The sequence below is a fragment of the Streptomyces amakusaensis genome (assembly GCF_039532665.1).
GTDB lineage: Bacteria > Actinomycetota > Actinomycetes > Streptomycetales > Streptomycetaceae > Streptomyces > Streptomyces amakusaensis.
The window spans coordinates 381279-402234 of record NZ_BAAASB010000005.1 but is presented as its reverse complement, the minus strand read 5'-3'; the positions used below and the strand labels follow the sequence as shown (position 1 = coordinate 402234).

Here is a 20956-nt window from a genome sequence, read left to right as displayed (position 1 = left end):
CGTGATCGTCCGTTCATTGCGGGACATCGAGAACACCGAACGCCATGTGAGGTCCGCCTCCGGCACCTGGGAGAGCAAGCGTCTGGTGCTCGCCCGGGAGAAGGTCGGCTTCTCGTTCCACGAGACCGTGCTGTACGCGGGCACCGAGACGTCGATGTGGTACGCCAACCACATCGAGGCGGTGCTCTGCGTGTCGGGCGAGGCCGAACTGACCGACGACGAGACCGGCGAGATCCATGTGATCTCCCCCGGCACGATGTATCTGCTGGACGGCCATGAGCGCCACACTCTCCGGCCCCGTACCGACTTCCGCTGTGTCTGTGTCTTCAATCCGCCCGTCACCGGGCGGGAGGACCACGACGAGAACGGCGTCTATCCCCTGATCACCGAGGAGGGCTGAGCATGACCGCCGCCGTACGCACCGATCCCTACCCGACCCGAGGCGCGAGCGAGGCGGTGACCGCCCGGCTGGACCCGGTCGTCTGGTCGGCCCCGGGCGCGCCGGGGCCGATCCTCCGGTCCGAGCTGCTGGAGTACGAGCGGGACGGCTTCCTCACCGTCGATGAGCTGATCTCCGACGAGGAGGTCGCGCTCTACCGGGCGGAGATGGACCGGCTGATCGCCGACCCCGCCGTACGCGCCGGGGAGCGCGCGATCGTGGAGCCGGCCTCCCAGGAGGTGCGCTCGGTCTTCGAGGTGCACCGGCTCAGCGAGGTCTTCGCCGCCCTGGTGCGCGACGAGCGGGTGGTGGGCCGGGCGCGGCAGATCCTCGGTTCGGACGTGTACGTCCACCAGTCCCGCATCAATGTGAAGCCGGGCTTCGGGGCCTCGGGCTTCTTCTGGCACTCGGACTTCGAGACCTGGCACGCCGAGGACGGGCTGCCGAACATGCGGACCGTCTCGGTCTCCATCGCGCTGACCGAGAACCGGGACACCAACGGCGGGCTGATGATCATGCCTGGTTCGCACCGGACGTTCCTGGGGTGCGCGGGCGAGACGCCGAAGGACAACTACAAGAAGTCGCTCCGGATGCAGGACGCGGGGACCCCCTCGCACACGGCGCTGACCCGGTTCGCCGATGAGCACGGCATCCGGCTCTTCACCGGCCGGGCCGGCTCGGCGACCTGGTTCGACTCCAACTGCATGCACGGCTCGGGGGACAACATCACTCCGTACGCCCGCAGCAATGTCTTCATCGTCTTCAACAGCGTGGAGAACGCGGCGGTACGGCCCTTCGCCGCGCCGGTGCCCCGGCCCGAGTTCATCGGGGCGCGCGACTTCACCCCCGTACGCTGAAGGCGTCGAGGGGGGCGGGTCCGGTCCACCCCCGTCGGACCGGACCCGCCCCCCGGCCCGCTCAGGCCTCGGTCAGTACGGGGTAGTCGAGGTATCCCTCGTCACCGCCGCCGAAGAAGGAGGCCGGGTCCGGGGTGTTGTACGGGCCGGCGGCGCGCAGTCGCTCCGGGAGGTCCGGGTTGGCGAGGAAGAGCGCGCCGAAGGCGAGTACGTCGGCGATGCCGTCCTCGACCAGGGGCAGCGCGCGGTGGTCGGTGGGGCCCTCGGTCGCCGGGTTGAGCACGAGGACGCCCCGGTACCGCTCGCGGATCGCGATGGTCACCTCCCGGGCGCTCTCACTGGTCTCGGTGATGTGCAGATAGGCCAGGTCCAGCGGCTGGAGCTCGCGGACGAGCGCCGGGTAGACCTCGTGGGCGTCGGTCTCGGCGATGTCGTTGTAGGCGTTGTTGGGCGAGAGCCTGATGGCGGTGCGCTCGCCGCCGATGGCCTCGGCCACGGCCTTGACCGTCTCGACCGCGAAGCGGATGCGGTTCTCGACGGAGCCGCCCCACTCGTCGGTGCGGAGGTTGGTGTTGGTGGACAGGAACTGCTGGATGAGATAGCCGTTCGCGCCGTGCAGCTCCACGCCGTCGAATCCGGCGGCGACGGCGTTGCGGGCGCTGTGGACGTACTCCCCGATGACGGAGGGGATCTCCTCGGCGGGCAGGGCGCGCGGCTCGACGAAGTCCAGCATCCCCTCGCCGGTGTAGAGCTGCCCGGCCGGGGTGACGGCGGAGGGGGCGACGCTCGCCCGGCCGTCGGGGAAGATCACCGGGTGGCCGATGCGCCCGGAGTGCATCAGCTGGGCGAAGATCGTCCCGCCCTTGGCGTGCACCGCGTCGGTGACCTCGCGCCAGGCCGCGACCTGCTCGTCGCTGTGCAGCCCCGGGGTGTCGGGGTAGCCCTGACCGGTGACGGAGGGCTGGATGCCCTCGGTGATGATCAGCCCGGCTCCCGCCCGCTGCGCGTAGTACTCCACCGTCGACTCCGTGGGGGACAGCCCCGGGCCGAAGGCGCGGCTGCGGGTCATCGGAGCCATCGCGACGCGGTTGGAGAGCCGTGCGCCCCGGAGCACGAGGGGGTCGAAGACGGTGGTCATGGGGTACTCCCGAAAATATATGTGGTCGACCAATCAATGGCCGGGACACCACTGTAACGCACTTACTTGGTCGGCCAAGGTAAAATCTGGGGAGAGAGATCCGGCCACAGGGAGAGACACGGAAGCGGGACTGTCCCCCAGACTGTTCACCAGACAGCTCTCTTGACGATCCCTTCCGACTCTCTTCCGAGGAGGCCCGATGAAGTCCGAGGCCACGCTCGACCCGGTGGGCGGCGCGCCGCCGCCGTTCACCGGCTGCGACGAGCCGATACACACCGCCTCCGGCCCCGGCGCGCCCTCGGCGGAGTCCTGTCTGGGCGGCCCGGTGAGCCACGCCGTCTCCCGTGTCGCCCGGCTGCACCGGGTGGCCGCCGCCAAGGTGCTCAGAGGGCTGGGGCTCTACCCGGGGCAGGAGTTCTTGATGATGCATCTGTGGGACGCGGGCCCGGTGCGTCAGTCCGATCTGATCAGGACGCTGGAGCTGGACCCGTCCACCGTGACCAAGATGCTCCAGCGGCTGGAGCAGTCGGGCCATGTCCGCCGCGCCCCCGACCCCGCCGACCGGCGCGCGGTCCTGGTGGAGGCGACGGACGAGAGCTGCGCGCTGCGGTCGGCGGTGGAGCGGGCGTGGTCGCAGCTGGAGGTGCGGACGCTCACCGGGCTGGAGCCGGGCGAGTGCGAGGAGCTGACCCGGCTGCTCGGGAAGGTCGAGTCGAACCTCTGCGCGCAGACGGCGGACTGCCCGGGACCGGAAGGCCCGTAGGTCCAGGCCCCGGCCCCGGCCCGGGCCCCGGCCCGGGCCCGGTCACGTAAGCCCTTCGGGAGACCCGCGGTCGGCCGGTCGGCCGGTCAGCCGGTCAGCAGATCCAGCAGCCGGTCCGCCTCCGCCGACGTGTTGTAGAGGTGGAACGCCACCCGCAGATTCCCCGCCCGGTCCGAGACGATGACGCCCTCCCGGGCCAGCCCCTCGGCCCGGCCCCCCAGCCCCGGCACCGCGACGACCGCGGACTCCCCGGGCACCGGCTCGTGCCCCAGCGACCCGAGCCCCTCCCGGAACCGCCTCGCCAGCCCGGTCGCACGGGCGTGGATCGCCGCCACGCCGATCTCCTCCACCAGCTCCAGCGACCGCTCGGCCCCGCTGTACGACAGATACGACGGCGCGTCGTCGAAGCGCCGGGCCGACGCGGCGAGCCGCTCGACCGGGCCGTACAGCACCTCCGCGCCCCTCTCCGCCGCGAAGAACGCCGCGTGGAGGGGCGGCACCGCAGGCTGCGCCTCCTCGGTGACCGTGAGGAAGGAGACCCCGCGGGGACAGAGAAGGAATTTGAACGCCCCGGTGACGGTGAAGTCCCACTCCCCCGCGTTCAGCGGCAGCCACCCCGCCGCCTGGCTCGCGTCGAGCAGCGTACGGGCCCCGTGCGCCGCCGCCGCCGCCCGTACCGCCGGCAGATCGGCGATCCGGCCGTCCGAGGACCGCACCGCGGAGAACGCCACCAGCGCGGTCCCCGGGCGCACCGCGTCCGCGAGCCCCGCCGCCGGCGCGTACCGGAGCTTGAGATCGCCCCGGACCGTGAACGGGGTGACGACCGAGGTGTACTCCCCCTCCGGGAGGAGGACCTCGGCCCCCGGCGGCAGCGAGTTCGCGATCAGCGCGACATGCCCGGCGACCGAGCCGCCCGCGGCGACGCGGTCCGCGCCCACCCCGGCGATCCGGGCGAAGGCCCGCCGGGCCCCGGCGACCCGCGCGTCGTCGTACGCGACACCGGACGGCCGGCCGGCCACCAGGTCCCGGACGACGGCCGTCATGGCGGTGACGGCCCGCGCCGGCAGCAGCCCGGTGGAGGAAGTGTTCAGATACGTCGTGTCCGGCGCGAACTCGGTACCGCCCAAGGTCTCCATGCGTCCCACCCTGGGCCGCGCCCGGCCGCCGGTCAACCGTGCCGGAAACGGCGCGCGGCCCCGGCGGCTCAGTGCCCGGGGACCTCACAGGCACCGTCGGCGTCGCAGGCCGGGGCGTCCGCGCCGACGGTCTCCGGGACGGTCGCCGGGACGGGCTCGCGGCCCTGCCAGGCCTGCTCCAGCGCCTTGGTGAACAGCTCGGCGGGCTGGCCGCCGGAGAGGCCGTACCGGCGGTCGAAGACGAAGAAGGGGACGCCGTTGGCCCCCAGCTCGGCGGCCTCGCGCTCGTCCGCGCGCACCTCGTCGGCGTACACGCTCCCGTCGGCGAGGACGGCGCGCGCCTCGGTCTCGTCGAGGCCGGACTCGACCGCGAGGGCGAGGAGGACGGCGGGGTCGAAGACCGAGCGCTCCTCGGCGAAGTTCGCCCGGTAGGCGCGGTCCAGCAGCTCGTTCTGGACCCCGCGCGCGGCGGCGAGGTGGAGCAGGCGGTGTATGTCGAAGGTGCTGCCGTGGTCGCGGCCCTCGGCGCGGTAGGCGAGGCCCTCGGAGTGCGCGTTGGAGGCGACGTGCTCCTCCATGGCCACCGCCTCCTCGCGGGTACGGCCGTACTTCAGCGCCAGCATGTCCACGACGGAGCCGACATCGCCCTTGGCGCGATTCGGGTCCAGCTCGAAGGAGCGGTGGACCACCTCGACCTCGTCGCGGTGGGCGAAGTCCGCGAGTCCCTTCTCGAAGCGGGCCTTCCCGATGTAGCACCAGGGACAGGCGATGTCGCTCCAGATCTCGACGCGCATGCTGTTTCTCTCCAAGGGGTGTCGCGGCGGGGCGCGCCCCCGCCGTCCCCCGCTCAACGCTTCCGGGGCCCGCCGGATTCCTCCCGGCCCCGGGACGCGTTCTCCCCCGCCCGGCGGAGGCGGATCGTCACCGAGCGGGAGGCGCGGCCCGGCGGCGGCGGGGAAGGCTGAACGGCATGAACCCCGCCCCGCCCGGCCCGGTCCCGTCCTGCTCCGCTCTGTTCGCACTCGCCCACGCCGGGCGAAATGATCATCGGACCGCCGCCGCGGGGACAGGGGGCATGAGGGGCATGAGGAGGCGGCTGTACGCGTTCCGGGGCGTCCTCGGTGTCCCTTGTGATCGCCCTGCGCGGCGAGGAGTTGGAGATCGTCATGGAGAATCCGCTGTCCGGCAGGGCCCCGGTGGTGCGCCCGGGAGGCGGCCGGGGGCTGCGCGGCGTCGCCGAGCGGGCCGCCCTGCTCGGCGGGGAGTCCTCGGCCGGGCCGGTGGGCGAGGTCTGGCGGCTGAGCGCCGGACTGCCGCTGGGCGCCCCCCGGGGCGGCGGCCGATGAGCGACGCCGTGCGGATCGTGCTCGCCGACGACGAGCGCATGGTGCGCACCGCGCTCCGGGTGATCCTGGAGGCGGAGCCCGGCCTGACGGTGGTGGGCGAGGCGACGACGGGCGCGGAGGCGGTCTCCGTCGTACGGGAGCTGCGGCCCGATGTGGTGCTGATGGATGTGCGGATGCCGGAGATCGACGGCATCCGCGCCACCGAGCGGATCCTCGCCTCCCTGCCCGGTCCGCCCCGGATCGTGGTGGTGACGACCTTCGAGAACGACTCCTATGTGTACGAGGCGCTCCGCGCGGGCGCGGCGGGCTTTCTGCTGAAGCGGGCGGCCCCGGAGGAGCTGGTCCAGGCGGTGCGGCTGGTCGCCCGGAGCGACTCGCTGCTCTTCCCGTCGGCGGTGCGCGCGCTGGCCTCCGAGTACGGCGCGCGGCCCCGCCGCCCCGGGTGGCGACGGGGCTGACGAACGCGGAGATGGCGGGGCGGATGGGGGTGGGGGCCGCGACGGTGAGGTCGCATGTCGCGGCGGTGCTGGCGAAGACGGGGGCGCGGGACCGCACCCAGGCGGTGATAGCGGCGTACGAGTCGGGTTTCCTCGGCCGGTAGCCGCTGGGGCTGTGGGGGCCTGTGCGACATGAGGAAGTCCTGAGAATCGCATGAGAGGGGGAACGGGCCGCCGCCTGCCGTTCGTCCTCCGGTGGGATGAACAAGACGATCAGACACTCCGCAGTCTTCAGCCTGCTGCTGGTGCTCGCCCTGCTGGTGCGGGCCACCTGGCTCCAGGCGTACGACGCCAAGGCCCTCGCCGACCACGACCGCAACCCGCGCACGAAGATCGCCCAGTACGCGCAGCCACAGGGCGACATCGTCGTCGGCGGCTCGCCCGTCACCGGCTCGGCGCGGACCGGCGGCGCGGACTACGCGTACAAGCGCACCTACCCCGACGGGGGTCTGTACGCGCCGGTGACCGGCTACAGCTCGCAGGCGTACGGCTCGACCCAGCTGGAGGGCATCTACCGCGAGGTGCTGGACGGCACCGACAGCCGGTTCCGGAATCCGCTGGACGAGCTGACCAACAAGCAGCAGAAGCCGGGCGATGTGCTGACCACCATCGACCCCGCCGTGCAGAAGGCCGGCTACCGCGCCCTCGGCGACGCCAAGGGCGCGGCCGTCGCCCTCGACCCCGCGAGCGGGGAGATCCTCGCCATGGTCAGCACCCCCTCGTACGACCCGTCGAAGATCGCCGGCACCTCGGACTCCGCCGCGTGGGAGAAGCTTCTCGACGACCCGGACAAACCGCTGGTCAACCGGGCGCTGCGGCAGCCGCTGGCCCCCGGCTCGACCTTCAAGCTGGTGGTCGCGGCGGCGGCGCTGGAGGAGGGTCTGTACGGCTCGGTGGACGAGCCGACCAAGAGCCCGGTGCCGTACATCCTGCCCGGCACCGTCCGGGATCTGCCCAACGACATCGCGTCCGCCCCCTGCGAGAACGCCTCGATCCGCACCGCCCTGCGCTACTCCTGCAACAGCGTCTTCGGCAAGCTGGCCGTCGACCTCGGCCAGGACAAGGTGCGGGAGACCGCCGAGCGGTTCGGCTTCAACGACAAGGAGCTGGACGTTCCGGTGCGGGCGTACGAGAGCGTCTTCCCGAGCGGCCTCGACAAGGCGCAGACGGCGATGACGGGCATCGGCCAGTTCGATGTGACCGCGACCCCGCTCCAGATCGCGATGGTCTCCGCCGTGATCGCCAACGACGGGGTGCTGGAGTCCCCGCACATGGTCTCCGAGGTGGTGGACTCCGCGGGCGAGACGCTGGAGTCCCCCGGGGGCGACTCCCGGCGGGTGATCTCGAAGTCCACCGCCGAGCAGCTCCGCAGCGCCATGGTCACCGTCGTGGAGGACGGCACCGGCACCAACGCCCGGGTCCCGGGCGCCGAGGTCGGCGGCAAGACGGGCACGGCCCAGCGCGGCGAGAACAACAGCAAGACGCCGTACGCCTGGTTCACCTCGTACGCCGAGGCGGGCGACCGCCAGGTCGCGGTCGCGGTCCTGATCGAGGACGCGGGCGGTCCCCGCTCCGAGGTCAGCGGCAATGGGCTGGCCGCCCCCGTGGCCCAGAAGATGATGGCCGCCGCGCTGAAGTGAGACCGCGGAACACCGGATCCCAGGCCGTCCGCCCGATTCGGGCGGGGGCCTCGGGGAGCACGCCGACGGCGGCGGGGCCGCTGGGCCGGGGCGGCCGGGGGCGACCGGGCGGGCGTTGGGCCGAAAGGCGGTTTGTGGGGGCGGGGGGAAAACGGTGAGGGAACGGCGGAGCGGCTTCGCTCGTTACCCCGGCATGACCGCAATGACCCCCGGCTCGAACATCCCTCTCTCCGTCGCGCGCATCGCGGTGGACGTCGCCGCCCCGGTGCGGCTCGACGTATCGGGCCTGCTGCTCACCGCCGACGGCAAGGTGCGCTCCGACGACGACTTCATCTTCTACAACCAGCCGACCGGCCCCGGCGTCACCCACCGCTCCGGCGGGGGCTCGGCCCCGGACGCGATCGTGGTGGACACCTCCGCCGTCCCGGCCGGCATCGAGAAGATCGTCGTGACCGCCAGTCCGGACGCCGCGGGGCAGACCTTCCAGGGCATCGAGCCGACCGCGACCGTCCGCGACGCCGGCACCGGAGGCGTGCTCGCCACCTTCACCCCGCCCCGGCTCGGCAGTGAGACGGCTCTCGTCGTCGTGGAGATCTATCTGCGCAATGGCGTCTGGAAGGCCCGCGCGGTCGGCCAGGGTTACGCCAACGGGCTGGCGGGCATCGCCACCGACTTCGGCGTCTCGGTCGACGAGGAGCCCGCCGCGGCCCCCGCGCCCGCCCCTGTCGCGCCGCCCGCTCCCCCGGCGCCCGCGCGGGCGATGGCCTCCACCCCGGCCGCCGCTCCCCCGCCGCCGGCCGCCCCCGCACCCGGCTCCGGGAAGATCAATCTGGACAAGGGCCGGGTCAGCCTCCAGAAGAACCAGACGGTCTCGCTGGTCAAGGGCGGCAAGCCGCTGCTCTCCAAGGTCAAGATGGGGCTCGGCTGGGAGCCCGCCTACCGGGGCAAGGACATCGACCTCGACGCGTCCGTGATCGCCTACGGGCCCAACCGGAATCACCTGGACAGCTGCTACTTCGGAAAGCTGGCGATCCTCAACGGCTCGGTCAAGCACTCCGGCGACAATCTGACGGGTGAGGGCGCGGGCGACGACGAGGTGATCACCGTGGATCTCGGCCGGCTCCCGGCGGAGGCCACCGGGCTGGTCTTCACGGTGAACTCCTTCACCGGCCAGAAGTTCACCGAGGTCGCCAAGGCCTACTGCCGGCTGATGGACGCGGCGACCGGCGAGGAGCTGGTCCGCTTCGACCTCACCTCGGCCGAGGCGCAGACCGGGGTCATGATGGCCAAGCTCATCCGGCAGTTCTCCGGCGAGTGGGAGATGACCGCCATGGGCGACTTCGTGAAGTCACGCACCGTGCGCGGCATGGTGAAGCCCGCCGCCCAGGCGCTCTGACAAACGCCCCGGCAGAGCGCCGGGGCCCGCTGCCCTGTGCATCACGGCAGCGGGCCCCGGCGGGGGATTGGTCCTCAGAGCTTGGCCAGCTTGGCGAAAGGGCTGAGGATTCTGCCCTTCCGCCCGGAGAAGTCGACGAGCACCGCGGCGTTGTCGTTCTCGACCGCGATGACCCTTCCCAGGCCGAATTGATCGTGTGATACCCGGTCGCCCACCGCCCACTGTTCGATCGGCGGGGCTGCCGGGGCATTGCGGTTGAAGGGACTGGACGGCAGGTGGCGCCGGGATCCGGCTGACTTCGTCATTACTGGAAGTATGGTCTCTCCGGGCGCAAAGCGACAACGCCCGGGTGAGACCGTGGTCAGATCGCAACCGGAAACAGGGCCGTACGGGCCTGTCCCCGCAAGGCGAACGGCAACTGAACACCAGTTCAGAATAGGTGCGGCCCGGAGCCGCGCGAGGCGCGCGCCGGGCCCGGAAGAGCCTCTCGAAGGGGTGCGGAGCACGGCCCGGCCCCACGCGATCCCGCCATGGGTGACCAGGTCGATCATCCCGGCCGGCCGCCTTCCTCGTACACCGGATCCATGGCCGTTCCCTCCGTTCGGGCCGCCGGGCCGCGCACGCTCCGGGCCGCCCGGGTCCGGTGGTCACACGGCCCGGGGCGCGGGAGCACCCGCCCGGTCCGGGTCCGCCGGGCCCCTCGCGCGCTCCACCCCATCGGGCGACCCGGCGTTCCGGGCGGAGAGGTCCCGGCCGCCGGGCGGGGGTCAGTCGCGGTGGGAGTGCCGCCGCCACGGTCCGGTGATCGCCAGCATGATGCCCGGGCTCTGCATGTTCGCGTACAGCGTCCCGCCGTCGGGCGAGAAGACCACCCCGGCGAACTCGCTGTACTCCGGCTCCTCCTCGGTGCCTATGTTCCGCTCGTTGCGGGCTATGGGGTAGGTGCGCCCCCGGTCGGTCGCGCCGAAGAGGTGCTGCGCGCCGTCGCCGTCCTCGGCGATGATCAGCCCGCCGTACGGGGAGACGGTGATGTTGTCGGGGCCGTCGTAGTCGGCGCTCCCGGCGGCGCTGTCCCGGGTGGTGTCGGCCCCGGCTCCGAGCAGGACCTTCAGGGTGAGGGTGCGCCGCCTCGGGTGGTAGAACCAGACCTGGCCGGAGTGCGGGCCGGGGCTGTCGGAGCGGGCGTACGAGGAGACGAAGTAGGCCCCGCCGTCGCCCCACCACATGCCTTCCAGCTTGCGGCCCCGGGTGACGGCTCCGTCGGCGAACTGCTTCCGCACGGGGGTGGTGCGGGCGTCGCGGTCGGGTACGTCGGTCCAGTCCACGCCGTAGACCGTGCCGATCCTGGTGGCGCGGGAGAGGTCGTCGACGAAGCGGCCCCCGGAGTCGAAACAGCGGGGGGCCTGGAGCACCCCGGCGTCGTCGGCCAGCCCGCGCAGCCTGCCGCGGCCGTGCCGGAAGCCCTCCGGGGGGACCCAGCGGTAGAAGAGGCCGTGCGGAGCGCCCGCGTCCTCGGTGAGGTAGGCGTGGCCGCTCCTGGGGTCGATGACGACGGCCTCGTGGGCGAAGCGGCCGAAGGCCTTCACCGGGCGGGGGTCCCGGTTGGCCCGGCGGTCGTAGGGGTCGACCTCGAAGACATAGCCGTGGTCCTTGGTCATCCCGTTCTGGCCGGCGAGTTCCTCGCTCTCCTCGCAGGTGAGCCAGGTGCCCCACGGGGTGCCGCCGCCGGCGCAGTTGGTGGACGTCCCGGCCACGCCGACCCATTGGGCGACCTCGCCGCCCGTGCGCACCTCGACCACCGTGCAGCCGCCGGACGCGGCGGGGTCGTAGACATGCCCCTCGGCCAGCGGCACCGGGTACCGCCAGCGCTCGCGGGTGCCGCGCAGCTCATGGTTGGCGACGAGGAGGGTGACGCCCCTGGGGCCGGGGAAGGCGGCGGTGCCGTCGTGGTGCGAGGGGGTGAACTCGCCGGACTCCAGCCGGGTCACCCCGCTGTGGGTGACGACCCGGTACGAGAAGCCCGCGGGCAGCGCGAGCAGGCCCTCGGGATCGGGGAGCAGCGGGCCGTACCCGGGCTCGCGCCCGTCGCCGCCGCCACCGCGCCCGGTGACATCCTCGGCGGCGAGCGCCCCTGGCGCGGTGGCGAGCGCCGCGACGGTGCCGGTGAGGGCGACGCCCGCACCGGTGAACGCGGACTGCCTGCTGAATTCTCTGCGGGTGAGCGGCATCGAGTCTCTCCTGAGGTACCTGGTGATCCTGAGGGGCACGAATGGCTCGGGGCCGGCGGGTGACCGGTGCCCTGGTTACCGTCGGGGAACGGTGAGCAAACGATTCCTCCCTCGTGAACGAGGGGTTTGAACACCAAAGGAGTGAAACTGGCCAGAGCGTGGCTTGAGTTATGCGCTCCGGCGCGCGAAAGCGCGCCCGCGCGGGGGTGATCGCCGACGCGACCGGGCCCCGACCAGCCGGTCGGGGCCCTCTCGGGTCCGCCTCAGGCGGGGCGGTGGGAGCGGGCCTTGAAGGCGGCCTTGCGGGCCTCCTTGGCGGCGCGCTTGTCGGGGTGGAGGCGGCCCATGGCCTCCAGGACGTCGGCGGTGGCCGGGTGGTCGACGCGCCAGGCGGCGTCGAAGAAGCCGGTGTGCTGCCCGGTGAGGCCCTCGACCAGGGCGCGGAGTTCGTCCGACTCGCCGTCCGCGTCGAGCTGGGCGGCGAGAGTGTCGACGGAGAGCCAGAAGATCATGGCCTCCGGCGGCGGGGGCACGTCGGCGGCGCCGTGCTCGGCGAGCCAGACCCGGGCGAGACCGCCGAGTTCGAGATCGTCGAGCACCGCGCGGACCTCCGCCTCGGCCTGGGGGCCCACCAGGGCCAGCGCCTGCTGGCAGAGGAGCCGCCGCAGCGGGCCGCCGTGGTCCGAGCCGCGCGCCGCCGCGAGGAGTTCGCGGGCGGCCGGGGCGGGTTCGCGGCGGGCCAGCCACTGTTCCGTCTCGGCGCGGGCGGCCCGCTCGGGGTAGTGGGCGAGCCCGTCGAGGAGGGCGTCGGCGCCCTTGTCCGCCAGCTCGCCCACGGCGGGCGCGTCGATGCCCGCGTCCAGCATCCGCGCCCTGATCCCGTACAGCCCCAGCGGGGTGAGCCGGACCAGTCCGTACCGGGAGACGTCCTCGTCGTCGTCGACCGGGCCGCCCTCGTCGTCCTCGGCCATCAGGGCGTCGTCCACCGGCTGGTACTCGACCAGCCCGATCGGCTCCAGCAGCCGGAACTGGTCGTCCAGCCGCATCATCGCGTCCGAGACCTGCTCCAGCACATCGTCGGTGGGCTCGCCCATGTCGTCGGGGACGATCATCGAGGCGGCGAGCGCGGGGAGCGGCACCGGCTGCTCGACCGGGCCGTCGTCGGTGACGGTGAGCAGATACAGATTGCCGAGGACCCCGTCGAGGAACTCGGCCTCCGCCTCGGGGTCCCACTCCAGCATCCCGAGGTCGATCTCGCCGTCCTCGCCGATCGCGTCGGTGAGATCGTCGAGCAGCGGGGCGATGGCGTCCGCGTGGACGGCCTCCAGCGCCTCCAGCCAGATGGCGAGGACGTCCTGCGGGCCGCCGGAGATCAGCAGCGCGAGATTCTCGCCGGGGCCGGCCGTGCCGTGCCCGGTGTCCCCCTCCGGGTCCCGGACCTCCACCAGTCCGGCGTCGACGGCGGTGCGCCAGGCCTCGCTCGCGAACGCCGGGCCGTCCTCGTCGGCCCCCAGGCCCAGCTCCTCGGCCGCGGCGGCCAGTTGCTCCTCGGCCAGTTCGCCGCCCGCGTCCACCAGCGTCCCGGGGCCTGCCCAGCGGGCGAGCCTCACGGCCCTGGTCAGCAGGGGGGCGGCGAGCGCGTCCCGCGCCAGCTCCGCGTCCGAGCGCAGCCGTACGGGCGGCAGGGAGGGACCGTCTTGGGGCATCTGGCTGTTTCTCCTCGGGACGTACATCGGGACGTACAGGGGGGTGGGCAGGGCCTCTGAGCGCTCTCCAGCGTAGACGTATTTCACCGGGTTTCGCCGCCCGGTCGCGCTTCCCCCACGCCCTGCCGATGTTCTCGGACACCCGGTCGGACGCTTACCGGACACCCCCGGGGCGGGCCCGGCCGGACACCCGGCGCGCACCGCCCGCACCGTCGCGGCCGGCCGCCCGGGCCCGGCGCGTACGGCTCTTCGGCCGCCCGCCTTCCGCCGTACATCCGGCAGCTCTTGACAAGTCCACCGCCCAGCCAAGAGATTGACGCGCGTAGAGCCGTCTTCGCGCCACATCGTGCGGAGCGCGCACCACCCACCCCGTGGCCCACCACCCCGATCCCGGAGAACCCGATGCCTTCCTCCGCCGTACCGAGAACCGCCGCCCTCGCGGCCCTCGTCGCCTCCGCGCTCGCCGCCGGACTGCTCACCGGCTCCGCCGCGTCGGCCGAGCCGGCGGGCGACGCCGCGGCCGGCGTCCGGATCCATGACATCCAGGGCGCCACCCGGATCTCCCCGCTGGCCGGCCGGCCGGTCGCCGACGTCCCCGGCATCGTCACCGGCGTGCGGGGCTACGGCTCCTCGCGCGGATTCTGGTTCCAGGACAGCGCCCCCGACGCCGACCCGGCGACCAGCGAGGGCGTCTTCGTCTTCACCGGCTCCGGCTCCACCCCGCCGGTGAGGACCGGCGACGAGGTGCTGGTCTCCGGCACGGTCACCGAGTTCGTCCCCGGCGGCACGGCCTCCGGCAATCAGTCGCTGACCCAGATCACCCGGCCGACGGTCACCGTGGTCTCCGCCGGCAACGAACTGCCCGCCCCGGTCACCGTCTCCGCCCGCTCGGTGCCCTCCGCCTACGCCCCGGCCGGCGACCCCGCGGCGGGCGGCAGCGTCAACGCGCTCCCGCTGAGGCCGAAGGCGTACGCCCTCGACTACTACGAGTCCCTGGAGGGCGTCAATGTCCGCGTCGACACCTCCCGGATCGTCGGCGCGACCGACCCCTTCTCCGCGCTCTGGGTGACGGTCAAGCCGTACGAGAACCCCACGGTGCGCGGGGGCGCGCGGTACGGCTCGTACGCCTCCCAGAACTCCGGCAGGCTCCAGATCCAGTCGCTGATCCCGACCGCCGAGCAGCCCTTCCCGAAGGCGAACGTCGGCGATGTGCTGACCGGCCGGACCGAGGGCCCGCTCGACTTCAGCCAGTACGGCGGTTACACCCTGGTCGCGCGGACCCTCGGCACGGTCGCCGACCGGGGTCTTCAGGCCGAGAGGACCCGGCCGCAGCGGCGCGGCGAACTGGCGGTGGCCACGTACAACGTGGAGAACCTGGACCCGTCCGACCCCCAGGAGAAGTTCGACGCCCTGGGCAGGGCCGTGGTGGAGAATCTGGCCTCGCCCGACATCCTGGCCCTGGAGGAGATCCAGGACGACAGCGGATCGAAGAACGACGGCACGGTCGCCGCCGACAAGACGGTCAAGAAGTTCACGGACGCGATCGTCGCCGCGGGCGGCCCGGCGTACGACTGGCGTTCCGTCTCCCCGGAGAACAACAAGGACGGCGGCCAGCCCGGCGGCAACATCCGCCAGGTCTTCCTCTTCAACCCGGAGCGGGTGGCGTTCACCGACCGCGCGGGCGGCGACGCCACCACGGCGACCGGCGTCGTACGGGAGCGGGGCCGGGCGGCCCTGACGCTCTCCCCGGGCCGGATCGACCCGGGGAACAGCGCCTGGGAGTCCAGCCGCAAGCCGCTCGCGGGCGAGTTCACCTTCCGGGGCCGCCCGGTCATCGTGATCGCCAACCACTTCGGCTCCAAGGGCGGCGACGAGGCCCTCACCTCCCACCGCCAGCCGCCGAACCGTTCCTCCGAGGTCCAGCGGGTGGCGCAGGCCCGGTCGGTGAACACCTTCGTCAAGGAAGTGCTCAAGACCGACCGGCGCGCGGACGTGCTGGTCGTCGGCGACATCAACGACTTTGAGTTCTCGGCGACGACGAAGGAGCTGACCGCGGGCGGCGCGCTGTACGCGGCGGTGAAGTCGCTGCCCAGGGCGGATCGTTACTCCTATGTCTACCAGGGCAACAGCCAGGTGCTGGACCAGATACTGACCAGTCCCTCGATCGACGACTTCAGCTACGACAGCGTCCACATCAACGCCGAGTTCACGGACCAGAACAGCGACCACGACCCGCAGGTGCTGCGCTTCCGCCCGTAATCATCGGTGTCACACGCCCGGACCGATGCTCAGTCCGGGCGTGTACCGGTTCACCCGCACCCCGCGCACCCCGGGGTGGTTCTCCACGCGCTCCCACTCCTCGGTGGGCGAGCCGACCGCGAAGCCCGGGGTCGCGAGGGCGGCGCGGTGGAGTTCGGCGCTCTCCCACTCGGCGTAGTTGAGCACCCGCCGGCCGTCGGTGCCCAGGTGGAAGAAGCCGGAGATCCCGGCCGTACGGGGATCGCGCTCGCCGCCGCCCTCCGGAGCGCCGCCGCCGGAAGCGAGCACCGGGTCCGAGGCCAGCGCGCTCAGGACGGTGTCCACCCACTCCCGCTGCCGCTCCGGGTCCGGGCCCTCGAACTCGACCTCCACGATCACGACGCAGCCGGGCACCCGGGGGTCGTCCGCGCGGGAGGTGTGGCTGCGGTACAGCTCGTACGAGTCGAGCGCGAGCCGCCGGATCCCGGGGACGGCGGCGTCGATCTCCTCGTTCCTCCGGTCCCGGTGGGTGTCGAAGAAGCGCCGGTAGGCGTCCTCGTCCGCCCACTGCGAGTAGTGCAGCAGGGTCCGGCCGTCCTCGCCGAGGTGGACGGTGTACGAGAGCAGCCCCCCGTCCGGCCAGTCGCGGCCGAGCCAGGCCCGCCGGATCGCGTCCAGGGCGGCGCGCTGCCGCGCGGGGTCGCCCACGTCCCAGGTGGAGACCTTGATGACGCCCGCGTCGGGGCGGTTCGGCCCGGGGCGTGCGCCGGGACGGACGATCACTGACTCGGGCATGGCGGGGTTCCCCTCCGGTCGGGCGCGCCCCTGCGGTGCGCCACCGGACACCAGCCTCAGACATCAAGTTCACTTGAGGTCAAGCGAGTTGATCAACCTTTCAGCGTTGCTTGACCATGGACGGAAGAAGAACTAAGTAGACCTTCAGAGTCATGGGGGCCGAGACTTTGGTCATGACCACACCACGCCCGTTCGGCCGGGCACTCTGCGCCATGATCACCCCCTTCACCGCGGACGGCGCGCTGGACCTCGGCACGGCCGCCCGGCACGCGGCCGGTCTGGTGGCCCGGGGCTGCGAGGGGCTGGTGCTCAACGGGACCACCGGCGAGTCCCCCACCACCTCCGACGCCGAGAAGTCCGCGCTGATCGGAGTGGTGCGGGAGGCGGTCGGCGAGTCGGTGCCCGTGGTGGCGGGCGTGGGCAGCGCGGACACCCGGCACACGGTGGAGCTGGCCCGCGCGGCCGAACGGGCCGGGGCCGACGGGCTGCTGGTGGTCACCCCGTACTACAGCCGCCCGCCGCAGGCGGCGGTGGAGGCGCACTTCCGCACGGTGGCGGACGCGACCGGGCTGCCGCTGATGCTGTACGACATCCCGGGCCGCACCGGCACCCGGATCGAGGTGGAGACCGTGCTGCGGCTCGCGGACCACCCCCGCGTGGTGGCCGTCAAGGACTGCGCGTACGACCTGCTCGGCTCGGCCAAGGTGATCGGGCGCACCTCGCTCGCGTACTACTCCGGCTGCGAGGAGCTGAATCTGCCGCTGTACGCGGTGGGCGGCGCGGGGTTCGTCAGTACGGTCGCCAATGTCGCCCCGGAGCCGCTGCGGGCGGTGCTCGACGCCTTCGACGCGGGCGACACGGCACGGGCGGCGGAGCTGAACCGGCTGGTGCTGCCGCTGACGGAGCTGATGATGGCGGCGGGGCTGCCGGGCGCGGTGACCGCGAAGGCGCTGCTGCGCGCGGGGGCGGTACGGGCCCCGCTCCAGCCCGCCGGCCGGGAGGCGGCCGACGGGCTGTTCCGGGCGTACGAGGAGCTGACGGCCCGGACAGACGCCGGTGGCTAGTTGTGGCTGTGGAGGACGTCGTTCAGTCCGCCCCAGACCGCGTTGTTCGGCCGTGCCTCGACCGCGCCCGTCACCGAGTTGCGGCGGAAGAGGATGTTGTTCGCGCCGGACAGCTCCCGCGCCTTGACGATCGCTCCGTCCGGCAGGGTGATCCGGGTGCCGGCGGTGACATAGAGACCGGCCTCGACCACGCACTCGTCGCCGAGCGCGATGCCGACCCCGGCCTCCGCGCCGATCAGGCAGCGCTCGCCGATCGAGATGATCACATTGCCGCCGCCGGAGAGGGTGCCCATCGTGGACGCGCCGCCGCCGATGTCGGAGCCGTCGCCGACGACCACACCGGCGGAGATCCGGCCCTCGACCATGGAGGTGCCGAGCGTGCCCGCGTTGAAGTTGACGAAGCCCTCGTGCATCACGGTGGTGCCCTCGGCCAGGTGCGCGCCGAGGCGGACCCGGTCGGCGTCGGCGATGCGCACGCCCTTGGGTGCGACGTAGTCCGTCATCCGGGGGAACTTGTCGATGCTGGTCACGGCGAGGTGCAGACCCTCGGCGCGGGCGTTCAGCCGGACCGTCTCGATGTCGTCGACGGCGACCGGGCCGAGCGAGGTCCAGGCGACATTGGCGAGCAGCCCGAAGACGCCCTCCAGGCTCTGGCCGTGCGGGCGGACCAGCCGGTGCGAGAGCAGGTGGAGACGGAGGTAGGCGTCGTGCGCGTCGAGCGGCTTGTCGTCGAGCGAGGAGATGACCGTGCGCACGGCGACGACCTCGACGCCGCGGCGGGCGTCCGGGCCGATCGCCCGGGCCGCGCCCGCGCCCAGGAGTTCCGCGGCCCGCTCGGGGGTGAGCCGCTCGGTTCCGGCGGGGCCGGGCTCGGCGGCGAGCCGGGGGGCGGGGAACCAGGTGTCGAGAACGGTGCCGTCGGCGGTGAGTGTCGCGAGGCCGGCGGCGACGGCGCCGTTGGTGCGGGGAGCGGTGGTATCGGTCATGGGGAGAACCTAACGCGGCGTCCGCCCCGGGAGCCAACCGGTCTCACGGCCGCCCGCCGCGGGCGGCCCCCGGCCCCAGCAGCCGGGCCAGCATCTCCCGGGCGTACTCCTCCTCGTACGGGGTGTCCGTCAGCAGGACCTGGAGAGAGATCCCGTCGACCATCGCCACCAGCGCCCTCGCGGTGGGGGCGTCGGTGTGCGGGGCGAGGGCGTCCACGATGCCCCGGGTCCACTCGGCGGCGACGGGCCGCAGGGCGGGGCGGCGGAGGGCGGCGAGATACAGCTCGTACTCCAGCTCCACCCTGGCCCGGTCCCCCGCCAGCCACCGGCCCATCACCCGGGCCAGCTCGGCGGCGACATCGGCCCCCGGGGCGATGAGCGCCTCGCTGTCGACCACCGCCGCCGCGAAGTTCTCGTTGACCTGGCGCAGTGTGGCGTCCAGGAGTTCGTCCAGGGAGGCGAAGTGGTACGTGGTGGAGCCCAGCGGCACATCGGCCTCGGCGGCGGCGGTGCGATGGCTGAGCGCGTCGATCCCGCCGCGTCCGACGACCCGGACCGCGGCGTCGATGATGCGCTGTCGCCGGTCCGGGTCGTAGCGGCGGGTCATCAGTGCGCGCCTCCCATGTTCAGGACCACGACTCCGGCGATCACCAGGGCGATGCCGGCGAATTTGGCCGGGCTCGCCCCCTCGCCGAGGAAGAGCATGCCGATCGTGGCGACGGCGGCGGTGCCGACCCCCGCCCAGATGGCGTAGGCGGTGCCGACCGAGAGTGTCTTGAGTGTCTGCGCCAGCAGCGTGAAGGCGATCAGATAACCGGCGACGGTCAGCAGTGAGGGCCAGAACCTGGTGAATCCCTCGCTGTACTTCATGGCCGTGGTTCCGGCTACCTCTGCCGCTATCGCCGCGGCGAGTAGTCCGTATCCCATGCGTACAAGTGTACACATGGTTGTGTACGGGCGTACGCATCAGCGCCGGGCGACCCGCCCGCGGCCGGTCAGCCACCAGAGGGCGGCGTAGCAGACGAGGGCCGCGGCGAAGGCCGCGCCGCCCCCGGTGGCGAGGACCGCGAGGGTGTTCTCCAGCGGGAGGCCGTGGGGGTTCTCGGCCGTGTGCCGGGACCAGCGCACCAGCGCGCCCGCGAGGGTCGCGGCGGCCAGCGCCGCCGGTATCGAGCGGCGGGCCCAGCGGGGCAGACCGCCGCCACCGGCACCGCCGTCGGCGGGCGGGGCCGTGAGGGCGCTCCGGCGACGCCAGAGCCAGAGCGCGATCAGGGCCGCGCCGACGGCGGTACTGAGGTGCTGCGCCAGCCGGGCCACCGTCAGCCCGTCGGCCACCTCGGCGCGGAGGAGGGCGATCCGGACGACGGCCTCGCCGTCCCAGTGGGTGAAGGAGTCCCACACCAGATGCGTGGCCACCCCGATCAGCGCCGACAGCAGAAGCCATCCGGCGCGGCGGGCCCATGCGAGCGGATCACGGCCCCGGACCGGTGCCACGGCGGCCCGGCGGGGCAGCAGGGCGGCCACGGGCCGCCGTACCAGCCAGTACACCGCGAGCAGCGCGGCGGTCAGGGGAAGGTCCAGCAGGAGCGCTCCGGCGATCTCGTGCGTCTCGGTGGCGTTGACGAACGGCGCGTACCAGGACTGGGCGGTCACCGGCACCGCTCCGCTCAGAAAGTACGGGACATCCGGCGCGAGGGACCCGGCGACCAGGGCGGCGGGCACGAACGGCGGCCTGAGCAGCGGCAGCACGGCGGCGGGGTGGCACAGCGTGAAGGGCATGGGCGGGTCGGACCTCGGAGTCGGGAGGGGGAGCGGAAACGGCGGAACGGCCGCACCCACCAGGAGGTCCTGGTGGGTGCGGCCGTTCCACTGCGGCGCTGCCGGATCGCCCGGACGGCGATCGCCGCGACGCCGATCGCTCAGACGTTGAAGCCCAGCGCCCTCAGCTGCTCGCGCCCATCGTCGGTGATCTTGTCCGGGCCCCACGGGGGCATCCAGACCCAGTTGATCTTCAGCTCATTGACGATGCCGTCCGTCGCCGACTTCGCCTGGTCCTCGATGACGTCCGTGAGCGGGCACGCCGCCGAGGTCAGGGTCATGTCCAGCGTCGCGACATTGGAGTCGTCGATGTGGATGCCGTAGATCAGCCCGAGGTTGACCACGTCGATCCCCAGCTCGGGGTCGACCACGTCGTAGAGGGCCTCGCGGACCTCTTCCTCCGAGGCCGGCTTCAGCGCCGCTCCCGTGTTCTCCGTCATGCCGTCTTCCTCTCAGCGCCGTCTCCCAGAGCCTGGGCGGTCGCGTCCTTCCACGCCATCCAGCTCAGCAGCGCGCACTTCACTCGCGCCGGGTACTTGGAGACGCCGGCGAACGCAACCGCGTCCTCCAGCACCTCCTCCATCGCGTCGTCGGGCTCGATCTGGCCCCGGGACTGCATCAGCTCCAGGAAGGTCGCCTGGATCTTCTGCGCCTCGGCCAGCTCCTTGCCGACCAGCAGCTCGTTCAGCACGGACGCGCTGGCCTGGCTGATGGAACAGCCCTGGCCGTCGTAGGACACGTCCGCGACGCGCGAGCCGTCGTACTTCACACGCAGGGTGATCTCGTCGCCGCACGTGGGATTCACATGGTGCACCTCGGCGTCGCCGTCCCGCAGACCGCGCCCGTGAGGGTGCTTGTAATGGTCGAGGATGACGTCCTGGTACATCGAATCAAGCTTCACAGTGGCTC

At 72.7% G+C, this 20956-nt stretch carries 21 protein-coding genes and 1 pseudogene; 9 read left to right on the top strand and 13 right to left on the bottom strand.

The window, feature by feature from the left end:
• The first annotated feature begins 1 nt into the window (after position 1).
• Together ABD371_RS11735 and thpD are read left to right on the top strand one after the other, a co-directional pair.
• The gene (locus ABD371_RS11735; protein ID WP_190124777.1) at positions 2 to 400 is read left to right on the top strand and encodes an ectoine synthase; all 399 of its coding nucleotides are present in this window, start codon (positions 2 to 4) and stop codon (positions 398 to 400) included.
• A 2-nt stretch (positions 401 to 402) separates the two neighbouring features.
• Complete coding sequence (thpD, locus tag ABD371_RS11730; RefSeq protein ID WP_344475598.1) at positions 403 to 1296, top strand: ectoine hydroxylase; 894 nt, start codon at positions 403 to 405, stop codon at positions 1294 to 1296.
• A gap of 61 nt (positions 1297 to 1357) precedes the next feature.
• Here thpD and ABD371_RS11725 read toward each other — a convergent pair whose 3' ends face one another.
• Entirely contained in the window at positions 1358 to 2434 is a 1077-nt protein-coding gene (locus tag ABD371_RS11725) for an alkene reductase (RefSeq protein ID WP_344475595.1), read from the bottom strand.
• 199 nt (positions 2435 to 2633) lie between these two features.
• On the opposite strand from ABD371_RS11725, the gene ABD371_RS11720 reads away from it, so the two are divergent.
• Complete coding sequence (locus ABD371_RS11720) at positions 2634 to 3197, top strand: MarR family winged helix-turn-helix transcriptional regulator (RefSeq protein ID WP_344475593.1); 564 nt, start codon at positions 2634 to 2636, stop codon at positions 3195 to 3197.
• An 86-nt stretch (positions 3198 to 3283) separates the two neighbouring features.
• Here ABD371_RS11720 and ABD371_RS11715 read toward each other — a convergent pair whose 3' ends face one another.
• Both ABD371_RS11715 and ABD371_RS11710 read right to left on the bottom strand, forming a co-directional pair.
• Positions 3284 to 4333 carry an aminotransferase class V-fold PLP-dependent enzyme gene (locus ABD371_RS11715; protein ID WP_344475590.1) on the bottom strand — a complete coding sequence of 350 codons (1050 nt, stop codon included), beginning with the start codon at positions 4331 to 4333 and terminating at the stop codon, positions 3284 to 3286.
• Between the two features lie 68 nt (positions 4334 to 4401).
• Entirely contained in the window at positions 4402 to 5127 is a 726-nt protein-coding gene (locus ABD371_RS11710; protein WP_344475588.1) for a DsbA family oxidoreductase, read from the bottom strand.
• Positions 5128 to 5454: 327 nt separating this feature from the next.
• On the opposite strand from ABD371_RS11710, the gene ABD371_RS11705 reads away from it, so the two are divergent.
• The 4 genes and pseudogenes from ABD371_RS11705 (at position 5455) to ABD371_RS11690 (ending at position 9212) form a co-directional block, all read left to right on the top strand.
• Positions 5455 to 5679, top strand: a complete 225-nt coding sequence (locus ABD371_RS11705; protein ID WP_344475586.1) for a hypothetical protein — start codon at positions 5455 to 5457, stop codon at positions 5677 to 5679.
• Positions 5676 to 6280: pseudogene (locus tag ABD371_RS11700) on the top strand (response regulator). Before ABD371_RS11705 ends, ABD371_RS11700 begins: the two are co-directional and overlap by 4 nt.
• A gap of 96 nt (positions 6281 to 6376) precedes the next feature.
• The gene (locus ABD371_RS11695; RefSeq protein ID WP_344475584.1) at positions 6377 to 7816 is read left to right on the top strand and encodes a peptidoglycan D,D-transpeptidase FtsI family protein; all 1440 of its coding nucleotides are present in this window, start codon (positions 6377 to 6379) and stop codon (positions 7814 to 7816) included.
• 202 nt (positions 7817 to 8018) lie between these two features.
• Positions 8019 to 9212 (top strand): TerD family protein, encoded by a 1194-nt coding sequence (locus tag ABD371_RS11690; protein ID WP_344475785.1) that lies wholly within the window; start codon positions 8019 to 8021, stop codon positions 9210 to 9212.
• A gap of 74 nt (positions 9213 to 9286) precedes the next feature.
• Here ABD371_RS11690 and ABD371_RS11685 read toward each other — a convergent pair whose 3' ends face one another.
• From ABD371_RS11685 to ABD371_RS11675, 3 genes are all read right to left on the bottom strand, one after another.
• Positions 9287 to 9517 carry a hypothetical protein gene (locus ABD371_RS11685; protein WP_190124768.1) on the bottom strand — a complete coding sequence of 77 codons (231 nt, stop codon included), beginning with the start codon at positions 9515 to 9517 and terminating at the stop codon, positions 9287 to 9289.
• Between the two features lie 462 nt (positions 9518 to 9979).
• Positions 9980 to 11440 carry an alkaline phosphatase PhoX gene (locus tag ABD371_RS11680; protein ID WP_344475581.1) on the bottom strand — a complete coding sequence of 487 codons (1461 nt, stop codon included), beginning with the start codon at positions 11438 to 11440 and terminating at the stop codon, positions 9980 to 9982.
• Between the two features lie 263 nt (positions 11441 to 11703).
• Positions 11704 to 13146, bottom strand: a complete 1443-nt coding sequence (locus tag ABD371_RS11675; RefSeq protein WP_344475579.1) for a hypothetical protein — start codon at positions 13144 to 13146, stop codon at positions 11704 to 11706.
• A 402-nt stretch (positions 13147 to 13548) separates the two neighbouring features.
• On the opposite strand from ABD371_RS11675, the gene ABD371_RS11670 reads away from it, so the two are divergent.
• Positions 13549 to 15405 carry an endonuclease/exonuclease/phosphatase family protein gene (locus ABD371_RS11670; protein ID WP_344475578.1) on the top strand — a complete coding sequence of 619 codons (1857 nt, stop codon included), beginning with the start codon at positions 13549 to 13551 and terminating at the stop codon, positions 15403 to 15405.
• Between the two features lie 9 nt (positions 15406 to 15414).
• Here ABD371_RS11670 and ABD371_RS11665 read toward each other — a convergent pair whose 3' ends face one another.
• Positions 15415 to 16179, bottom strand: a complete 765-nt coding sequence (locus ABD371_RS11665; protein ID WP_344475576.1) for an antibiotic biosynthesis monooxygenase — start codon at positions 16177 to 16179, stop codon at positions 15415 to 15417.
• A 173-nt stretch (positions 16180 to 16352) separates the two neighbouring features.
• On the opposite strand from ABD371_RS11665, the gene dapA reads away from it, so the two are divergent.
• Entirely contained in the window at positions 16353 to 17243 is an 891-nt protein-coding gene (gene dapA / locus ABD371_RS11660; protein ID WP_344475574.1) for a 4-hydroxy-tetrahydrodipicolinate synthase, read from the top strand.
• Here dapA and dapD read toward each other — a convergent pair.
• The 6 genes from dapD to sufU form a co-directional block, all read right to left on the bottom strand.
• Positions 17240 to 18229 (bottom strand): 2,3,4,5-tetrahydropyridine-2,6-dicarboxylate N-succinyltransferase, encoded by a 990-nt coding sequence (gene dapD / locus ABD371_RS11655; RefSeq protein WP_344475572.1) that lies wholly within the window; start codon positions 18227 to 18229, stop codon positions 17240 to 17242. The genes dapA and dapD overlap by 4 nt on opposite strands.
• Positions 18230 to 18272: 43 nt before the next feature.
• Entirely contained in the window at positions 18273 to 18836 is a 564-nt protein-coding gene (locus ABD371_RS11650) for a TetR/AcrR family transcriptional regulator (RefSeq protein WP_344475570.1), read from the bottom strand.
• Entirely contained in the window at positions 18836 to 19156 is a 321-nt protein-coding gene (locus tag ABD371_RS11645; RefSeq protein ID WP_344475568.1) for a DMT family transporter, read from the bottom strand. The genes ABD371_RS11650 and ABD371_RS11645 overlap by 1 nt, the downstream gene beginning before the upstream one ends.
• A 39-nt stretch (positions 19157 to 19195) precedes the next feature.
• The gene (locus ABD371_RS11640) at positions 19196 to 20008 is read right to left on the bottom strand and encodes a DUF4184 family protein (RefSeq protein ID WP_344475566.1); all 813 of its coding nucleotides are present in this window, start codon (positions 20006 to 20008) and stop codon (positions 19196 to 19198) included.
• Positions 20009 to 20148: 140 nt separating this feature from the next.
• Positions 20149 to 20487, bottom strand: a complete 339-nt coding sequence (locus ABD371_RS11635) for a metal-sulfur cluster assembly factor (RefSeq protein ID WP_190124758.1) — start codon at positions 20485 to 20487, stop codon at positions 20149 to 20151.
• A complete protein-coding gene (gene sufU, locus ABD371_RS11630; RefSeq protein WP_190124757.1) occupies positions 20484 to 20948 on the bottom strand; it encodes a Fe-S cluster assembly sulfur transfer protein SufU in 465 nt (154 codons plus the stop codon). The genes ABD371_RS11635 and sufU overlap by 4 nt, the downstream gene beginning before the upstream one ends.
• Positions 20949 to 20956: the final 8 nt, after the last annotated feature.